Genomic DNA, 17,950 nt, shown 5'->3' on the forward strand with positions numbered 1-17,950 from the left:
GGGCGGCGCGGGCTGCCACGCCCCCGGACCGACCTGACACTGCCCCGGCACGCCCCAGGGAAGAACCCGTACGGCCGCTCTCATCGGCGGACTCGGCGCCCTTGCTGACAGCTGTCCACAGGGGCACATCGGATCGAACATCTGTTCGATGGATCTGATAAGATCGACGTACGTCGACCACTCGGGAAAGGCGAGCACGATGACCGTCGCACCAGTTGCCCAGCAGCCGTTGCTGGCAGCGGTGGAGACGTGCCGTGCGGTGTTGGCCCAGGTGGGCGACTTCCAGCCGCTGTACCTCTCGGCCGCAGAGAAGGAGCAGCTGCTGGTGGAGTCGGCCAGGCTGGCGGCACAGGTCGAGGAGCTGCGGTTGCGGACCCTGGCCGAGGCAGGTGATGTCGCCGAAGCACACGGTGCCCGCGACGCGGCCGCCTGGCTGGCCCACGCCACCCGGCTCGACCCGGCACCCGCCCGCGCCGACCTCCACCTCGCCCACACCCTCGCACAGCGGGCACACCTGGCTGGCGCATTGCGGGCCGGGACGGTCAACACCGCCCAGGCCCGGGCGATCACGACAGCACTCGAGGCACTGCCCGAACGACTCGGCCCCGAGCTGCATGCGGAGGCCGAGGCCCTGCTGATCGGCTATGCGAAGGAGTTCGCTCCCGCCGACCTGCGTCGTTTGGGACGCCGGATCCTCGACGTGGTGGCCCCCGAGATCGCCGAAGCCGAAGAGGCGAAGCGTCTGGAAGCCGAAGAAGCAGCAGCCCGGGACAACGCGTCGTTGAAGTTCCGCGACCTCGGCGACGGCAGCTCACGGATGACCGGGACCCTGCCCACCACTGCCATCGAACGCCTCAAGACCTACCTCGACGCCCACACCAACCCCACCCGGCGTACTGCCGACGACATCGACGCCACGGGCCCAGTCGGCGTGGCCGACACCGCGGACGTGGCCCACAACGCGGACGTGGCCGACAACGCGGACGTGGCGGACGCGAATCCCGATCTCGCGCGGACCCCGTTCCACCGCCGCCGGGCCTGGGCCTTCATGGACCTGCTGGAACTGATCGACCCCGACCGGCTCCCCGTCCACGGCGGGGATGCCACCACCGTCGTGGTCACCATCGGCATCGACCAACTCCGTACCGACCTCGCGGCCGCCGGAATGCTCACCCCCGAGGGCGAGGAGCCCATCTCCGCGACCCAGGCCCGCCGGCTGGCCTGCCAGGCGAAGATCCTCCCGGTGGTCCTGGACGGCCACGGCCGCGTCCTCGACCTCGGCCGCTCCGCCCGCCTGTTCCAACCCGCCCAACGGACCGCGATCCGGCTCCGCGACCACCACTGCCGCGCCGAGGGCTGCACCATCCCCGCCCGCTGGTGCCACCTGCACCACCACGCCCCCTGGTCCCGAGGCGGTGCCACCGACCTCGACCAGGCCATCACCCTCTGCGCCCACCACCACCAACGCATCCACGACCACACCTACACCCACCAACGCCTGCCCGACGGCGACATCCGCTTCCACCGACGCAACTGAGAACGCCGCGATTCCTGCTGCTCCTCCTGCAAACAACGGTGTTGCAGGTGGGCTGATCGACGCACCCCGGTGGCCGGTGCGACACGGCTCCCGGCAGGCACATCGCACCCGATCGAGCGGACAACGCGGGAAGCCGCCGCACGGCTCTGAGCGGATCGGCGGTCAGAGGGTCACCCAGGGCGTGGTGAGCGACCACCCACCCTGCTCGACGACGAAGCGGACCGCGCCCGGGCGCACGCCCTCGAGCCGGAAGAAGCCGGACGCGTCGGCGACGGCCGACTGCGCGTCGGCGTCGGGCCGCTCCAACAGCACCGAGGCCGGCTCGGTCGCGGCCGAGGCGCCGCCGGTGGTGCCGATCACCTGACCGAGAAGCACCTCGCCTTCGACCTCGATCTCGAGGGTCAGGCCGCTGTGGCCGAAGGAGAGGGTCCGGGACTCGTCGCCGTCCGAGCGCACCGCGGCGCCGGCGGCGAGCGCCGAGTCGTGCAGCAGCTCGGCCAGCTCGGCGTCGACCGAGCGCCAGGTGAAGGCGGCGCGGGCCGCCGTACGGCGGCGGTCGCTGACGACGGCCTCCTCCGCCACGGCCTCGCCGAGCAGGGCCATCAGCTCGTCGTCGTTCATGGGGTTGTTCACGGCGTCGTTCACGGGGTCACCTCCACCAGTCGACGCAGGGCCGGGGTACGACGCAGCTGGTCGAGGGCCCGCGCGCGGGTCGGGCCGATGCTGCCGATCGGGATGCCGAGGCGCCGGCTGATCTCCTCGTAGCCGATCGGCGGGTCGGCCAGGAGGAGCAGCAGCAGCGCACGACGTGCCTCGGGCAGCTCGGCGAGCGCCTCCCGGAGCAGCTGACGACTCTCGGCCGCGAGCAGGCCGGTGCCGGCACTGTCGTCGACGACGGCGTCGAGGCCGGTCGCGTCCTGGGGATCGACCGGCCGGATCCGGCCGCGGGCGGCCAGCAGCCGCAGGCACTCGTTGCGGGTCGTCGTCCGGAGCCAACCGGGCAGTGCCGCCGGCTCGCGCAGGTCGCCGAGGTGCTCGACGAGGCGCAGCCAGACGGTCTGGCTGACGTCGTCGCCGTCGGCCCCGCTGAGGCGGTGGCCGCGGATGATCGCGTCCACCAGCGGGAGGAACCGGTCCACGATCGCGTCCCACGCATGCTGCTCTCCTTCCCGTGCCGCGGAGACGAGCGCCGGCAGCGGTGAGTCCACGTCCACACCCGACCCCCTTCGCGTCGCGCGAGAGCTTGCGGATGCATCGTCCCGCACATCGGACCCGCGAGCCAGTACCGCTGATACGTCGACTTCGCGTGTATCACCGGCACCGCCGGGCCCCTCCTTCTCCTACCCGCTCCCGACGGCCCACTCGACTCCTCGGAAGGACTCCCCATGACCTGGAACCTCCACGAACGCCTCCGCATCATCCGCGTGGTCGAGGCGGTCGCCGCCGTCGACATGAGCGGCGCCCTGCCGTGGCGGGAGGAATGGCGCACGCACTTCGACGGGCCGGTCGCGCTGGTCGCCGCGCTCCGCTCCCACTGGCAGCACCGCTCGCCGGCACCGGCGGAGTCGGAGATCGACGAGGTCCGCGAGGTCGACGTCCGGCTGCGCCGTACCGACATCGCGGTCCGCGAGATCCTGCGCCGGTACGACGCGGGCGACCCGGCCGCACCCGCACTCCTCGACCTGGCGGACCCGCGCCCGGCCACCCTCCTGCCGCGGTTCCCCCGGCCCCGCCGGCCCCGCCGCCGGTCCCGGGCGATCCTCCGCGACCCGGTCCTGGACTAGCCGTGCACCCGACAGAGGCGACCACCATCGAGCTCACCAGCGTCGCCGCCGACCGGCTCGACCGGCTCAGCCACCGGCAGCGCCAGGTGCTCGAGCTCGTCGCGCTGGGTCAGTCCGAGGCGGCCATCGCGGCCCAGCTCGTCCTGCGGCCGGAGACCGTCGCCACCCTGTGCGCCGAGGTGTTCCGCACGCTCGGTCTCACGCCGTCGCTCCACCTCGACCGCCGGCTGCTCGCGATCCTGACGCTCGGACAGGCGCACTAGTGCCCCTCTGGGCCCCGATGCCGGGTCCGGGCAGCTCAGGCCTCCCGCTCCTCGGAGCGCACCGTCACCTTCTTGAGGAGCCGGTTGAGCGTCGCCAGCTCCCGCTCGGTCAGCGCACCGGCGAGGTCGTTCTCGGCCTCCCCCCGGATGCCCATCGCCCGGCGCCAGATGCCCATGCCGGACCTGGTGACCTCGACGATCACGCGGCGCCGGTCGTCGACCGACGGGATCCGGCGGATCCAGCCGGCCTTCTCCAGGCCGTCGAGCCGCCCGGTCATCCCGGCACCGGAGACGCCCAGCTCGGTGGCCAGCTCGGTGGGCGACGCCGAACCGGGGGTGTCCCGGATCATCAGCACGTGCAGGGTGTCGTACTCGAAGTCGGTGAGGCCGACCTCCGCAACGGCGCGCTGCTTGGCGGAGCGCAGGTACCGGTCGATCCGGTTGACCCGGACGAACACGCCCTCCACGACCTCGTCGAACGCCAGGTCGAGCCAGTGGTCCTTCCACCGCGCGACGTGGCGGTCCGTCCAGTCCTCGGCCATGGGCGAACGCTACTGCGCCGCGCCGGGGACCCGCCGACTCACTTCCGGCGAGCGCTGAGCGGGACCCAGTACGGCGCCTCGCCGAGGCGGGTCGCGCAGTTGGCGACGTCGACGGAGAGCTGGCCGGTCACCTTGCCGCCCTTGCCGAAGCGGAGCTGGAGCCGACCCTCGAGGGTCTCGACCTCGCCGTCGACCGTGAACTGCTGCGTCCAGGCGTGGTCGACCTTGCGTCGCGAGATCGGCGCCTTCGGCATCTCCACGACGGCGGGCAGCTGCGTGTAGGTGTTGGGGTAGGTGTAGCACTGCAGCCACACCCGGGTGTTGAAGCCGACGATCCGCTTCCCCTTCTTGACCCGGAACCGCACCCACTCCTCGGCGCTGGGCGCGCCGTCCTCGACGATCGTGCCGGCGTACTTGCCGGAGGCGACCGGGGCCGCGGCCCGGGCGGGGGACGCGGAGGGGCCGGCGATGACCAGGCCGGCCACAGCGGTGACCAGAACGGTGACCAGTGCGGCGACCGACCTCGGCCGCCGGCGCGCGGGCAGGTGCGGGTTGACCATGTCAGCTCCTCGAGAAGGTGGAGTCGCCCACCCTAACTCCGCGCCCGCCAGCGTCCCGCGAGACCGCTGCCGACGAGCAGCGCGGCGACGAGGGGGAACAGGTAGGTCGGGACCGCGAACCAGTAGTGGTTCGACGGCAGGTCCTGGGCGAAGTCGAAGAAGCTGGGCAGGTCGGCCAGGAACCAGACGAACGGGACGCCGCCCCACAGGAGACCGGCGACGACCGGTCCCAGCCCGGAGACGCGGGCGGAGGCGGCCACGGCGGCCAGGATCAGCGCCCCCACGAACATGAGCACGAGCTCGCCGGTCGCGCCGGAGTCTTCGAGGGTGACCATCCGCTCCCGCGCGTACCTCCCCGCCCCGTAGTCGAACACCAGGATGCCGACAGGGGTCAGGCCGAGCGCGACGACCACGCCGACGACGTGCCGCAGCACCATCGACTCCCGCAGCGGCCGGGCCGGCTGCGCGAAGGGGCTGGGCGGGCCCTGTCCGGGCGGCGGAGGCGGGGCGAAGGGGGCACCGGACGCGGTCATGGATCCGATCCTGCCCCCGTCCGCACCGCGCCGAAACAAGTACTTCGTTGCCGAATACTTCGTCAGCGAAGTACCCTGCCGGCGTGACCCTCTCGTCCCCCTTGCGCTCGCGCGACTTCCGCCTGCTCGTCGGAGGCGTCGCCGTGAGCGGGCTGGGCTCGGCGATGACTCCCGTGGCACTGGCGTTCGCGGTCCTCGACCTCGGCGGCTCGGCCACCCAGCTCGGCCTCGTCGTCGCCGCCTTCGCGGGGGCCGAGGTCGTCACCATCCTGTACGGCGGGGTGCTCGGCGACCGGCTGCCCCGCCCCCTGCTCATGCAGGGCTCGTCGGCGGCGACCGCCGTCAGCCAGGCAACCGTGGCGGTGGTGCTGATCAGCGGGCACGGCTCCATCTGGTTCCTCACCGCCATCGGGGTGGTCAACGGCTGCCTCGGCGCCATCGCCCAGCCCGCGTCCAACGCGATGACCCGCTCGACCGTCACCGAGGCGCAGCTGCCCCGCGCGGTCGTGCTGCGCAGCCTGGCCGGCCAGACCGCCTTCGCGGTGGGCTTCGCCCTGGCCGGTGTGATCGTCGCCGTCGCGGGACCGGGCTGGGCGATCGCCGCCGACGCGGCGACGTACGCCGTCGCGGCGGTGCTCTTCGCCATGATCCGGACGGCAGGGACGACGGCCGGCCCGCGCGAGCGGCTCCTCGCGGAGCTCGCCGACGGCGCCCGGGAGGTGTTCCGGCACAGCTGGCTGTGGCTGTTGATCGGACAGGCGCTGCTCTACCACCTGTTCTACAACGGCGCCCAGGGCGTGCTCGGGCCGATCGTGGTCGGGGACACCTGGGGCGAGGAGGCCTGGGGCTGGGCACTGTCGGCACTCATGGTGGGCTTCGTCGCCGGCGGCCTGGTCGCGCTGCGCTGGCGGCCGCGCCACCTCCTGCGCTGGGGCCTGGTGCTGCTGTCGCTGACCGCGGCGTTCCCGCTCGCGATGGCCACCGCCGACGACCTCCGCCTCGTCCTCGCCGGCGCGTTCGTGCACGGCGTCGGGCTGCAGCTGTTCAGCGTCAACTGGGACCTGGCGATCCAGGAGAACATCGCCGAGGACATGCTCGCGCGGGTCTACTCCTTCGACCTGGTCGGCTCCTTCGCCGCTCGCCCGGTCGGCCTCGCGCTCACCGGTCCGGTCGCCGCGCTGGTCGGGACCGACACCTGGCTCCTCGTGGTCGCCGCCGTGATCGGGCTCAGCTCCCTCGCCGCGCTCGGCGCTCCGTCGGCGCGACGGCTGACCCGTCGTACGGCGGAGTCGGCGGAGTCGGCGGGGGTCGAGGCCACGGTGCCGTAGCCCGCCGTACGACGGGTCACGCCCTGGACAGCGGGTTACAGCGCCGCCAGCACCTCGCGGGCGGCACGCTCGCCGGAGCGGACGGCGCCGTCCATGTAGCCGGTCCAGTACGTCGAGGTCTCGGTGCCCGCCCAGTGGACCCGGCCGTGCGGGGTGCGGATGTGCCGGCCGTGGACGGACAGGACGCCCGGCGGGTAGATCGCGGTGGGACCGCCGCCGGTCCACTGCTCCCGGGTCCAGTCGTGCTCGGTGTAGTCGATGGGGTGCAGCGCCTCCTCGCCGAACAGCTTCGCGAAGCCCTCGAGGACGGCGGCGCGGCGCTCCTCGACCGATCGGGTGCCGAACTGCTGCCACGCGGACCCGCCGACGAAGGCCAGCAGGATGCCGTGGCCGGTGTCCGAGACGTGGTTGTCGAACGCGACCCGGACGGCACCCGACTCGGCGATGCCGAAGCCGGTGAGGCCCTGGTCGCGCCAGAACGGCCGCTCGTAGACGGCATCGCACTTCATCAGCCGGCCCATCTGGACCTGCTCGAGCAGCGCTCGGCGCCCGGCGGGGAGAGCGGGCGAGAACCCGATGCCGAGGACCTGCTTCGGCGGCGCGGAGACGATGACCCGGCGGGCCCGCACCCTGCCGCGCGGGGTGTGCACCCGGACGCCGTGGTCCAGGTGCACGATCCTGGTCACGGGCGCGTCGAGCGCGACCCGCCTGCCGAGCCGCTTCGCGAGCTCCAGCGGCACCCGCTGGGAGCCGCCGACGAACCGGCTCTCCTGGGCGCCGCCGACGGTGTCGGAGTTGCGCTCGAACGTGCCGGGCGTGGACTCGTTGCCCGAGCAGGAGATGTAGTGGAGCACGAAGAGCAGCGAGACCTGGTCCGGATCGGCACCGAAGCCGGGCTGGGTCCAGGACTGGATCAGCTTCTCGATCCCCCGGCTGTTGAGGGTGTTGCGGCGCAGCCAGTCGCCGAGGCTGAGGGCGTCCCACTCGGCGGCGCGGGGATGGGCCCACGGGGCGTCGACCCGGAGCTGCCGGGCGAAGCCGTTGAGGCGCTTGAGCGCCAGGGCGGCGTCCAGCAGGATCGTCGGGTCCGGCGGGACGGTGCCCTTGAACTCCATCCGCCCCAGTAGGGAGGAGAGGTAGACGTTCTTGCCGGTGACGTACTCGTCGAAGGTGGCGACACCGAGCCGGCTCGCGAGCCGCTTGATGTGGTCCTGGGTGGGTCCGACGAACGCGCCCCCGGCCTCGAGGGTGCCGCCGGTGGGCAGCTCGTGGTTGAGCACCCGCCCGCCGACGCGGTCTCGGGCCTCGACGACGAGCACGGAGTGCCCGGCGCGGGCGACCTTGCGGGCCGCGACCAGCCCCGCGAGGCCGGCGCCGACGACCACGACGTCCACCGCGCGCGGCAGCCGGCCGGTGCGGGTGCCGGCGACGACCTCCGCCTCCAGGGCGTCGAGGGCGAGCACGCCGGCGGCGGCCCCGGCAGCCCCGGCCGCCCCGGCAGCCCCGCCGGCCAGCAGTCCCCGGCGGCCCAGGGCGTGACGTCCGGGATGGGTGGTGTCCACGTCGCCTCCGAAGGTGAATATGTGTCAGGTTCGGGTTCGGAGGCTACACTGCGGCCATGTCCTCCGCCAGCGTCCCGGACGCCCCCGTCGGGCCCAGCCGTCGCCGGCTCCCCGCCCAGGCCCGCTCCCGGGAGCGGGTCGAGCGGATCCTCGACGCGGCCGCGCGCCTCGTGCTGATCAACGGCGTCGACGGCCTGACGACACGCTCGATCGCGGAGGCCGCCGAGCTGCCGGTCGCCTCGCTCTACCAGTACTTCGCCGACAAGGAGGCCGTCCTGCTCGCCCTCTGCGAGCGCGACATGGCCGAGATGGACGAGCGCGTCGCCACCGACCTCGCCACCCTGGCGGACCCGGCCAACCCGGCGGAGCTGACCATCGCCAGCATGGTCGAGACGGCGATGCGTGCCTTCGTCACCGTCTATCACCGCCGCCCCGCGTTCATGCAGATCTGGATGCGCGGGCGGGCCAACCCCGCGATCTACGACTACGGGCGTCACCACAACCGTCGGATCGCCGCCAACCTGCTCGCCTTCGGCCTCGGCGCGGGCCTGCTCGGCACCGATCGCTACGACGACGACGAGATGACCGCCATCGCCGAGCTCGCCGTCGAGGTCGGTGACAGCGCCTTCCAGCTGGCCTTCGAGCACGACCCGCGCGGCGACGAGTTCCTGATCGGCCAGGCGATCGCGCTCGTCTCCGGCTACCTCGAGCGCATCACGAGCGACCGGTGAGCGACGGCCCGGCCGGCCGACGCCAGGAGGTCGCCGCGGCCGCCCGCCGGCTCGCCGCCGCCGGGCTGCTCGTCGGCACCGCCGGCAATGTCTCCGCCCGCGCCGGCGACCGGGTGGCGATCACCGCGACCGGGATCGCGCTCGGCGCCTGCACGGCCGACGACGTCACCGTCGTGTCCCTCGACGGCGAGGTGATCGACGGGACACTGGAGCCGACCAGCGAGCTGGGCCTCCACCTCGGCGTGTACGCCGACAGCCCGGCCGCCGCGGTCGTCCACACCCACGCACCCTTCGCGACGGCGCTCGCCTGTGTGCTCGACGCCCTGCCCGTGCTCCACTACCAACAGCTCGCCCTCGGCGGCGAGATCCGGGTGGCGCCGTACGCGACCTTCGGGACGGGCGAGCTCGCCGCCCACGTGCGCGCGGCGCTGGACGGACGCAGCGCCGCGCTGCTCGCCAACCACGGCTCGGTCACCGTCGGCGGCACGCTCGACGCCGCGGTGGAGAACGCCCTGCTGCTCGAGTGGCTCTGCCAGCTCCACCACCGGGCCAGCACCCTGGGCACACCGCGGGCCCTCACCGAGGCGCAGCAGTCCGATGTCGTCCGGGCCGCGATCGAACGCGGCTACGGCACCCCGAAGAGCCTTCCCGCATGACCATGACCGTCGCCGCCCTCGGCGTGCACGTCCTCGACACCCACGTGCTCGGTGTCGAGTCGATCCCGTCCGGCTCGGACGGCGCGTTGGTCGAGACGATCCGGATGTCGCCGGCCGGCACGGCGGGCGGCACCGCCGTCGTGCTGAGCCGGCTGGGCGCCACGGTGCGGTCCCACGGCGCCGTCGGCACCGACGCCGTCGGCGACACCCTGCTCGCGCTGCTCCGCCGGGAGGGCGTCGACGTCGCCGGCCTGGTCCGCAAGGACACTGCGCAGACCTCGGCGTCGGTGCTGCCCGTGCGCCCCGACGGCGACCGGCCGGCCTGGCACTGCATCGGCGCCAACGGTGCGTTCACGCTCGACGACCTGCCACCCGACGTCCTCGACGGCCTGACGCACCTCCACCTCGGCGGCCCCGAGTTCCTCGGCGGCGACGCCGCGGCCGAGCTGCTCGCCCGCGCGCGGGCGGCGGGGATCACCACCTCGGTCGACCTCCTGGCTCCGGGCGACCCGGACCTGCTGGCCTGGATCGTCGCCGCGCTCCCCCACACCGACCACCTGCTGCCCAACGACGAGCAGGTCCTCGGCCTCACCGGGGCCGCCACCCTCGCCGAGGGCGCCCGGGCACTCGTGGCGGCCGGCGCCGGCTGTGTCGCGGTGACCCAGGGCGCCCGAGGGGCCCTCGTCGCGACCGCGGACGACCTGACCGAGGTGCCGGCGTACGCCGTCGGGGTCGTCGACACGACCGGCTGCGGCGACGCCTTCTCCGCTGGCTACCTGCGCGGGCTGGCACGGGGCCGGGCACCGGCCGAGGCGGCCGCGCTCGGCTGCGCCACCGCCGCCCAGGTCGCCCAGGGGCTCGGCACCGACGCGGGGAGCTACGACCTCGCGGCGGTCGAGGCGTTCGCCGCCTCGGCCGCGCCGCTCGGCTGATCCGGCAACGGCCGGCGGTCGATGTCGCGCCACGACGGCGACAGGACCGGCGCCATCGTGGTGACGAGGTAGGCGGCGCCGAACAGCAGCAGTCCGGCCGCCAGGCCGGTGCCGCCGACCGCGAGACCGGCGAGCAGGCCGCCCAGCGGCATCAGCGACCAGGAGGCGGCCAGGGACAGCGAGCTGACCCGGCCCATCAGGTCCTCCGGGATCCGCTCGAACTGCACCGCGCCGAGCACCGGGTTGATGAAGCCGGCGCCGAACCCGGCGATCACGTGGACCAGCGCCACCAGCCACAGCGGGCACCCGAGCGCGAGCACGACCCAGCGCGGGGCGCCGGCGAGCAGGTAGCCGACCACGTACGTCCGGAACCGGGGCAGTCGCTCGGCCCGCCACGTCGCCAGCACCGATCCGACGAGCGCCGCCCCGCCCATGCAGGCCCCGAGGAGGCCGATCGCCGCCGGGCCACCGCCCGAGCCCTCGGCCCAGACCGGGAGCATCACCGACGAGTACCCCTGGTCGAGCAGGTTGGTGACCGCCACCATCACCATCATCCCGAGCAGGACGGGGTCGCGGCGCAGGGCGAGCCAGCCGCCCCGGAGCTCGGCGAGGTACGACGTGGCTCGCTCCCCGCGCGCCGGCCGGACCGTCTCGGACCGGCCCGGCTCGGACCGGCCCGGCGCCGCACCTCCGACTCGGCGGGTGGACACGGCCAGCACGACGGCGCAGGCGACGAACGACCCCGCGTCCACCAGCAGTGCGGTGACCGGCCCGAGCAGGGCGACCAGGCCACCGCCGACGGCCGCGCCGACCAGCGCCGACAGCCGGTCGGTGGTGCCGACCAGACCGGTCACCCGCTCGGTCGGCAGCGCGACGTGGCGCACGAGGGCCGGCACCATCGCGTGCCGGGCCGCCTCCGACGGCCCGCGCAGCAGGCCGGTCACGGCCACGAGCGCCAGCAGCACCGGGAAGTGCAGCCAGCCGGCGGCGTACGCCAGCGGGATCGTCGCGACGGCCACGCCGGAGGCGAGGTCGAAGCCGATCGCGACCCGCCGCGGGCCGGCGCGGTCGATCCACGGACCGCACAGGGCCTGGGCCAGCACGAGCGGCAGCAGCCCGGCGAAGGCGACCAGGCCGGTCTTGGCTGCCGACCCGGTCGTGGTCAGCACCAGCCACGGCACGGCGATCTGCGACAGGCGGGTGCCGGCGAGTGAGACCGCGTCGGCGGCGAGGTAGCCGGCCAGGGCGGGTCGGGAAGCTCGGCGCCGTCGCGAGCGACGGTTCGCGCCGATCTGGCAAGGCGGCGGAGCGACGACGTGCTGGCTCGCCCTTCGAGCGACGCCAACGCCGCCAGATCGGATGCGAAGCGTCGCGCAGCAGGCGAGGAGCTTGCCGACGCGCCCTGGGGCGGCTGAGCCCGCCCGCATGTCACTCGCCCCGAGGCTCGGTGCGCACCGGATCGACGTGCCCCGGCACGGGGAACGCCTGGATCTGGAAGGCGAACGGGACCGCGTCGTCGCCCGGCTCGTCCTCACAGGAGGCGATCAGCTCCTTGATCCGCGCGACGAGGCCGGCGGCCTTGGCCGCGGGGACGGTGTGCACCCAGTCGCTCACCGTCGAGGCGGCCCGCCACTCGTCCGGGAGGAGCGGCCGCTCCTCCATCGCGGCCTGCAGGTTCTGGGCGTACATCACTGTCGCCGCGTGCAGGAAGGCATCGGCGACATCCCGCTCCTCCTGCGTGCGCGCGTCGGCCGCGCGGCTGTGCGTCTCCTGGTGGGCCGCCTGCCACCACCGGTCGCGGGCGTTGCCGCGCTCCGCGTCCTCGACCACGAAGCCGTGCTCGGCGAGCTGACGCAGGTGGTACGACGTCGCGCCGCTGTTGAGCCCGAAGCGGGCCGCGAGCGTGGTGGCCGTCGCCGGCCCCTCGATCCGCAGGTGGCTGAGGATCCGCAGCCGGGTCGGGTGGGACAGGGCCCGCAGGCCGGCGAGGTTCGGGGTGACCACGGTCGAGGGCTGGTCCGTCATGCCTCGACGGTACGACTGCAAAGAGTCATTTGCAAACAGTTCTTTGCAGACGTCGCGTCCGGATCCCGCCACAATGGCCCGATGACGGTGGAGATCCGCCCCCAGCACGCCGACGAGGCCGATGCCGCGATGCGCGTGATCTGCGCCGCGTTCGGCGCGGAGGGCACGAAGGTCGTCGACGTGTGGGCCGCCGTCGTCGCGCGCGGCCTGGACCGGGCCCAGCTGGTGGCGGTCGGGAACGACGACCTCGTGGTGGGGCACGTCGGGCTCAGCCACGGGTGGCTGGACGCGCGGCGGGCGCTGGTCGACGTGCTGGTGCTGAGCCCGTTGGGCGTCGCGCCCGACCGCCAGGCCGCGGGGATCGGTACGGCGCTGCTGGCAGCCGCGGTCGTAGAGGCCGAGCGGCTGGGAGCGCCGATGGTGGTGCTGGAGGGCGATCCGGGCTACTACTCGCGGCGCGGGTGGGTGCCGGGCGCGGAGCACGGGATCGAGGCGCCGTCGGCGCGGGTCCCGGGGCCGGCCTTCCAGGTGGTGCTGCTGGAGGGACACGAGGAGTGGATGACCGGCCGCGTCGTCTACCGCGAGGTGTGGTGGGAGCACGACGCGACCGGCCTGCGTGACCCGCTGCTGGCGCAGGTCGAAGGGGTGCTCACACGTCGTAGTCGACCCGCAGCTCCTCGGTGGCAGGGTGCGCCTGGCAGGTGAGGACGTAGCCCTCGGCGACCTCCTGCTCGTCGAGCGCGTGGTTCTGGTCCATCACCGCCTGGCCGAGCACGACCTTCGCGCGGCAGGTGCCGCACGCCCCACCCGCACAGGAGTACGGCGGATCGATCCCCCGCTGCAGGGCGGCGTCGAGCACGGAGTCGCCCGTCGAGGTGAGCAGGAAGGTCGTCTCGGTGCCGTCGAGGGCGACCGTGACCTGGCTGGTGATCTCGGGCAGCTCGCGGACCGCACCGGCGGTGACGTGGAAGACCTCGGTCAGCACCTGCCCGGTGCCGGGCACCCGGCCGAGCGCGTCACGGACGTCGTCGACCATCTCCTGCGGGCCGCACAGGTACCAGGCGGCGACGCCGACCGCATCCGGGACGAGCTCGGCGACCAGGGCGGGCGTGATCCGGCCGCTGACGACGCCGGGCGCCGATTCGCGGGAGCGCACGTGGTGCACGACGAGGCGCTCGCCGTACCGGTCCTGCCAGGCGGCGAGCTCGCCGGCGAACATGGTCGACGCCGCCGCCCGGTTGCCGTAGACGAGCGTGAACCGGCTGCCCGGCTCGGCGTCGAGGGTGGTCGCGATGGTCGACATCAGGGGGGTGACGCCCGAGCCGGCGACGACCCCCACGTGGTGCCGTACGGCGGCCGGGTCGAGGCGCACGTGGAAGGCACCGGCCGGCGTCATCACGTCGAGCAGGTCCCCGGCGACCAGCCGCTCGTTGACGTACGACGAGAACTGCCCGCCCGGCACGTGCTTGACCGCGACCCGCAGGGTGCCGGGTCCGTCCGACGCCACCGGCGCGACGAGGGAGTAGCTGCGCCGCACCTCCTCGCCGTCGATCACCGCACGCAGCGTGAGGTGCTGCCCCTGCACGTACCGGTACGACGCCACGAGGTCGTCCGGCACGTCGAACGTGATGGCGACGGCATCGCTGCTCACCGGATCGACCGCGCGCACCCGCAGCGGGTGAAAGGTCGGGCGGCGGGTGATCTCGTCGGTGAGCCGGCGCCAGGTGCGGTACTCGCTGGCGGTCAGGGATCGGCCGAACCATGTGGAGATCGCGGCGTTGCGGTCGAGGTAGGCCTCCTCGTTGCGCTTCCACGCCCGCACGTAGCGGTAGAACGGGATGCTCGGGTGCAGGTGGTGCACCAGGTGGTAGTTCTGGTAGACGAACAGCGGCGTGAGCAGGCCCTCGCCGCCGACCCGCACGCGGGTCGCGCGGTACCTGTCCTCGCGCTGGGTCACGGTCAGGCCGTGGTGCGGCAGGTAGTCGAACCACCAGCCCAGCACCAGCATGCCGAACCGCTGCGGCACCAGGAAGCCCCAGAGCAGCTCGCTGCCGAAGCCGGCGGCCGCGACGGCCACGAAGCCGCCGATCACGGCGGTGGCGACGACGAGGGTCGCCGCGACCTCGCGCCTCGGCCGGTCCGGCAGCCGTCGGAGGTAGAACACGACGTACCAGAGGTCGATCGTCGCCCACCGCAGCGGCAGCTGCCAGGCGGGGCCCTCCTCGCACCAGGCATCGGGGTCGATCGACTTGGGCTCGTTGGTGTTCCGGTGGTGCTCGATGTGGATGAACTTCACCAACGCGTAGGTCGCCCACGGGACCACGAGCAGCACCGACAGGTGACCGAAGGCGTTGTTGACCCGTCTGTTCGTGCTGATCGCGTGGTGCGTCGACTCGTGCAGCACGCTGAACATCAAGAAGGTGACCGCCGCGCCCATCGGCACGGTGAGCCACCGCGAGAGGTCCCACGCCAGCAGCCCGGCCATCTCGACGGCGAAGAGCGCCAGGGTGCCGACGTACAGCGCGGCGGTCGGCCAGGCCATCGTCGGAACCCGCTCACCGGGGTCCGGCAGCCCCGAGACGGACTGGGGGAGCTGAGCACGGGGCGCCGCCGCGGCGGTCGTGGTCGATTGGCTCTGCATGGGAGGTGAACGTAGGAGCCCGGGCCCCCTCAGGGCCTTGGACGCCAGTCCCAAATTGGCCCCGGCATTTGTCCGCGGGCCCGTACCTGCGGGATTGCGCGATCCCGAGACTTGCCGCCATGACGACGATCGCGGTCGAGAACCCTGCCACCGGAGCGGTGATCGGCACCGTGCCCGACCTGACCGCCGACGACGTCGCCGCCGCGGCTCGCCGGGCTCGGGACGCACAGTCGGCCTGGGCGGACCTGGGGTACGACGGCCGGGCGGTCGTGCTGCGCCGGATGCAACGCTGGATCGTCCGGCACACCGACGAGGTGATCGCGACGATCTGCTCCGAGACGGGCAAGGCCTACGAGGACGCCCTGCTGGCCGAGGTGAGCTACGGCGCCGCGGCCTTCGGCTTCTGGGCCAGGCAGGCGCCGCGCTACCTCGCCGACGTCCGGGTGCGCTCGGCACAGCCGCTGGTGGCCGGCAAGCGGCTGGTCCACCGCTACCGGCCGATGGGCCTGGTCGGCGTCATCGGTCCGTGGAACTACCCGCTGACCAACTCGTTCGGTGACTGCATCCCCGCGCTCGCGGCCGGGAACGCCGTGCTGCTCAAGCCCTCGGAGATCACCCCGCTGACGTCCCTGCTGCTGGCTGAGGGACTGCGCGAGTGCGGGCTTCCGGACGGGGTGTTCGAGGTGGTGACCGGTCGCGGCGCGACCGGTGCCGCGCTCGTGGACGAGGTGGACATGGTGATGTTCACCGGCTCCACCTCGACGGGCCGGCTGGTCGCGGCGCGCGCGGCGGAGCGCCTGATCCCCGCCTCCCTGGAGCTCGGCGGCAAGGACCCGATGATCGTGCTCGCCGACGCCGATCTCGAGCGCGCGTCCACGCACGCGGCGTACTACTCGATGCTCAACTGCGGCCAGACCTGCATCTCCATCGAGCGCTGCTACGTGGAGGCACCCGTCTACGACAGGTTCGTCGAGCTGGTCACGGCCAAGGTCGCCGCCCTGCGCCAGGGCGTTCCGGCGGGCCCGGGCAGCGTGGACGTCGGTTCACTCACCTTCCCGCCGCAGGTCGATGTCGTCGACCGCCACGTGAGCGAGGCACTGGCCGCGGGAGCGCGGGCGCTGGTGGGCGGTCAGCGTCCGGAGCGCCGCGGTCACTGGTATCCGCCCACGGTCCTCGTCGACGTGGACCACGACATGGCCATCATGCGCGAGGAGACCTTCGGCCCGACGCTCCCCATCATGAAGGTGCCCGACGCCGACGAGGCGGTCCGGCTGGCCAACGACTCCGACTACGGACTGTGCGCCTCGGTGTTCGGCGGCGACCTCGAGCGCGCCGAGCAGGTCGCGCGCCGGATCGACGCCGGGGCCGTCGCGGTGAACGACGCCGTCGTGAACTACACGGCGCTCGAGCTGCCGATGGGTGGGGCCAAGCCCGCGTCAGGGGTCGGCCGGCGGCACGGCCGGGAGGGCATCACGAAGTACTGCCGGCAGCAGTCGCTGCTCATCTCCCGCTGGCACCTGCGCCACGACGTCCACACCTATCCGTACCGCCCCGGACGGAGCCGGCTGCTCGCGCGGGTCCTGGCCGTGCTCAATCGCGGGCGGCGGACGGCCTGAGCGGTGCGCCCGAGGTCGCGATGAACATCTCGTGACACCGCAGGGCGACGTCGATCTCCGTGGAGTCGTCGATGACCCGCCGGCCCATCAGCTCCTCGGCACGCTCGACGCGGTAGCGCACGGTGTTCTTGTGCACCGAGAGGTGCCGCGCGGCCGCATCCACGTTGCCGGTCGAGAGCAGGGTCCGCAAGGTCGCCCGCAGGCGGGTGGCCTGCTCGTCGGTCGAGGCGAGCCGTCCCAGGGTGCGGTGGACGTAGCGCCGGGTCGCCTCGTTGTCGCCGACGAGCGTCATCAGCTCCACGTCGGTGAAGTAGGTGATCGGCGCCTGGCGCTCGGCCCGCAGGGACAGCCGCTGGGTCGCCAGGGCCTCGCTGTGGGAGGAGCGGAACCCGTCGACGCCGGGGGCGGGCGCTCCGACGGTGGCCACCATGCTGCGCTCCCGCAGCCAGTCGGCACAGGTCGCCAACGGCGCCAGGTCGAGAGCCTCACCGGAGCTGATCCAGGCCCAGAGGTCACGGCCACCGGGGTGGACCACGAGCGGCTGGCGCAGGCCGAGCGACGTGGTCAGGGTCAGCGCCGCATGGGGCAGGTCGGCGATCCGAGCGTCGTCGTCGGTGTGCAGCACCAGGGCGGTCTGGACGGCCGACACCGGATGCCCCCCGAGTCCCGCGGAGACCTCCCGCGGATCGACGAGCGTGCCGGCCAGGACCGCGCGCACCACCTCCAGCCTCCGCGCGGCGTCGCCCTGACGGATCCGTTCGACCTCCTCCTGGAAGAGCGCGACGGACAGCTCGACGGAGCGGTCGAACCACATGCTCGAACGGGTCCAGAAGTGCACCAGCGCAGCGGCCTCGCTCACGCCCGACGGCGGACCGTCCTTGACCGCCGTGGTGATGAACTCCCACACCGCCTGCTCCCCCGCGGTGTAGATCTGGAAGAGGACGGGCAGCGCATAGCCGTGTTGGGCGACCACCACCGGCACCTCCTTGGCCTCCTGCACCAGGTGGAAGGTCTGCTCGGGCTGGCCGAGGTTCGCCAGGAACGAGCGCCAGTGCGCGGCGCAGGCGTCACGCACCACGCTCTGCAGCGCGGCGTCACGACCGGCCTCGGGGACCACGGCGACGATCCGGCCGAGCACGTGCGCGACCCAGGCGTCGACCGCGGTGTTGTCGGACGCGGAGCCGACGAAGTCGCCGATCCAGCGCTTGAGATCGTTGTCGAACGACACCGGCCCTCCCCT

At 73.3% G+C, this 17,950-nt stretch carries 19 protein-coding genes; 9 read left to right on the forward strand and 10 right to left on the reverse strand.

What is annotated here, in order from left to right; translation table 11 throughout:
• The first annotated feature begins 199 nt into the window (after positions 1–199).
• On the forward strand, positions 200–1,537 hold the full coding sequence (locus tag KVF89_RS21490) for an HNH endonuclease signature motif containing protein (RefSeq protein WP_257428511.1): 1,338 nt from the start codon (positions 200–202) through the stop codon (positions 1,535–1,537).
• Positions 1,538–1,699: 162 nt separating this feature from the next.
• On the opposite strand, the gene KVF89_RS21495 is transcribed toward KVF89_RS21490, so the two are convergent.
• Both KVF89_RS21495 and KVF89_RS21500 read right to left on the reverse strand, forming a co-directional pair.
• Positions 1,700–2,182, reverse strand: coding sequence for a hypothetical protein (locus tag KVF89_RS21495; protein WP_257428512.1), 483 nt, complete (start codon positions 2,180–2,182; stop codon positions 1,700–1,702).
• Positions 2,179–2,745, reverse strand: coding sequence for an RNA polymerase sigma factor (locus KVF89_RS21500; protein WP_257428514.1), 567 nt, complete (start codon positions 2,743–2,745; stop codon positions 2,179–2,181). Before KVF89_RS21500 ends, KVF89_RS21495 begins: the two co-directional genes overlap by 4 nt.
• Positions 2,746–2,922: 177 nt before the next feature.
• On the opposite strand from KVF89_RS21500, the gene KVF89_RS21505 reads away from it, so the two are divergent.
• A complete protein-coding gene (locus tag KVF89_RS21505; protein ID WP_257428515.1) occupies positions 2,923–3,321 on the forward strand; it encodes a hypothetical protein in 399 nt (132 codons plus the stop codon).
• Between the two features lie 2 nt (positions 3,322–3,323).
• A complete protein-coding gene (locus tag KVF89_RS21510) occupies positions 3,324–3,584 on the forward strand; it encodes a LuxR C-terminal-related transcriptional regulator (RefSeq protein ID WP_257428516.1) in 261 nt (86 codons plus the stop codon).
• A gap of 35 nt (positions 3,585–3,619) precedes the next feature.
• On the opposite strand, the gene KVF89_RS21515 is transcribed toward KVF89_RS21510, so the two are convergent.
• From KVF89_RS21515 to KVF89_RS21525, 3 genes are read right to left on the reverse strand one after another with little or no spacing between them, the layout of a single operon-like run.
• Positions 3,620–4,126 (reverse strand): MarR family winged helix-turn-helix transcriptional regulator, encoded by a 507-nt coding sequence (locus KVF89_RS21515; protein WP_257428517.1) that lies wholly within the window; start codon positions 4,124–4,126, stop codon positions 3,620–3,622.
• Positions 4,127–4,164: 38 nt separating this feature from the next.
• A complete protein-coding gene (locus tag KVF89_RS21520) occupies positions 4,165–4,686 on the reverse strand; it encodes a hypothetical protein (RefSeq protein ID WP_257428519.1) in 522 nt (173 codons plus the stop codon).
• Positions 4,687–4,718: 32 nt separating this feature from the next.
• Positions 4,719–5,219: a hypothetical protein gene (locus KVF89_RS21525; protein WP_257428521.1), complete on the reverse strand. Its 501-nt coding sequence runs from the start codon at positions 5,217–5,219 to the stop codon at positions 4,719–4,721.
• An 83-nt stretch (positions 5,220–5,302) separates the two neighbouring features.
• On the opposite strand from KVF89_RS21525, the gene KVF89_RS21530 reads away from it, so the two are divergent.
• Positions 5,303–6,547: an MFS transporter gene (locus KVF89_RS21530; RefSeq protein ID WP_257428523.1), complete on the forward strand. Its 1,245-nt coding sequence runs from the start codon at positions 5,303–5,305 to the stop codon at positions 6,545–6,547.
• A gap of 35 nt (positions 6,548–6,582) precedes the next feature.
• Here the strand turns inward: KVF89_RS21530 and KVF89_RS21535 are convergent, their stop codons facing one another.
• Positions 6,583–8,109, reverse strand: a complete 1,527-nt coding sequence (locus KVF89_RS21535) for a flavin monoamine oxidase family protein (protein ID WP_273475574.1) — start codon at positions 8,107–8,109, stop codon at positions 6,583–6,585.
• 56 nt (positions 8,110–8,165) lie between these two features.
• Here KVF89_RS21535 and KVF89_RS21540 point away from each other — a divergent pair, with 56 nt between their 5' ends.
• From KVF89_RS21540 to KVF89_RS21550, 3 genes are read left to right on the forward strand one after another with little or no spacing between them, the layout of a single operon-like run.
• A complete protein-coding gene (locus tag KVF89_RS21540; protein ID WP_257428524.1) occupies positions 8,166–8,840 on the forward strand; it encodes a TetR/AcrR family transcriptional regulator in 675 nt (224 codons plus the stop codon).
• Positions 8,837–9,496, forward strand: coding sequence for a class II aldolase/adducin family protein (locus KVF89_RS21545; RefSeq protein ID WP_257428525.1), 660 nt, complete (start codon positions 8,837–8,839; stop codon positions 9,494–9,496). Before KVF89_RS21540 ends, KVF89_RS21545 begins: the two co-directional genes overlap by 4 nt.
• Entirely contained in the window at positions 9,493–10,428 is a 936-nt protein-coding gene (locus KVF89_RS21550; RefSeq protein WP_257428527.1) for a carbohydrate kinase family protein, read from the forward strand. The genes KVF89_RS21545 and KVF89_RS21550 overlap by 4 nt, the downstream gene beginning before the upstream one ends.
• On the opposite strand, the gene KVF89_RS21555 is transcribed toward KVF89_RS21550, so the two are convergent.
• Both KVF89_RS21555 and KVF89_RS21560 read right to left on the reverse strand, forming a co-directional pair.
• Complete coding sequence (locus tag KVF89_RS21555) at positions 10,374–11,855, reverse strand: MFS transporter (RefSeq protein ID WP_257428529.1); 1,482 nt, start codon at positions 11,853–11,855, stop codon at positions 10,374–10,376. The two genes, KVF89_RS21550 and KVF89_RS21555, sit on opposite strands and share 55 nt — an antisense overlap.
• Before the next feature lies 1 nt (position 11,856).
• Complete coding sequence (locus KVF89_RS21560; RefSeq protein ID WP_257428530.1) at positions 11,857–12,453, reverse strand: ArsR/SmtB family transcription factor; 597 nt, start codon at positions 12,451–12,453, stop codon at positions 11,857–11,859.
• Between the two features lie 81 nt (positions 12,454–12,534).
• Here KVF89_RS21560 and KVF89_RS21565 point away from each other — a divergent pair, with 81 nt between their 5' ends.
• Positions 12,535–13,158: a GNAT family N-acetyltransferase gene (locus KVF89_RS21565; RefSeq protein WP_257428531.1), complete on the forward strand. Its 624-nt coding sequence runs from the start codon at positions 12,535–12,537 to the stop codon at positions 13,156–13,158.
• Here the strand turns inward: KVF89_RS21565 and KVF89_RS21570 are convergent.
• On the reverse strand, positions 13,103–15,094 hold the full coding sequence (locus KVF89_RS21570) for a fatty acid desaturase (RefSeq protein ID WP_257428532.1): 1,992 nt from the start codon (positions 15,092–15,094) through the stop codon (positions 13,103–13,105). The two genes, KVF89_RS21565 and KVF89_RS21570, sit on opposite strands and share 56 nt — an antisense overlap.
• Before the next feature lie 119 nt (positions 15,095–15,213).
• On the opposite strand from KVF89_RS21570, the gene KVF89_RS21575 reads away from it, so the two are divergent.
• Positions 15,214–16,710: an aldehyde dehydrogenase family protein gene (locus tag KVF89_RS21575; protein ID WP_257428534.1), complete on the forward strand. Its 1,497-nt coding sequence runs from the start codon at positions 15,214–15,216 to the stop codon at positions 16,708–16,710.
• Here the strand turns inward: KVF89_RS21575 and KVF89_RS21580 are convergent.
• Positions 16,685–17,938 carry a PucR family transcriptional regulator gene (locus KVF89_RS21580; RefSeq protein ID WP_257428535.1) on the reverse strand — a complete coding sequence of 418 codons (1,254 nt, stop codon included), beginning with the start codon at positions 17,936–17,938 and terminating at the stop codon, positions 16,685–16,687. The genes KVF89_RS21575 and KVF89_RS21580 overlap by 26 nt on opposite strands.
• Positions 17,939–17,950 lie beyond the last annotated feature (12 nt).

This window comes from Nocardioides carbamazepini (assembly GCF_024614185.1).
In the GTDB taxonomy this organism is placed as follows: domain Bacteria; phylum Actinomycetota; class Actinomycetes; order Propionibacteriales; family Nocardioidaceae; genus Nocardioides; species Nocardioides carbamazepini.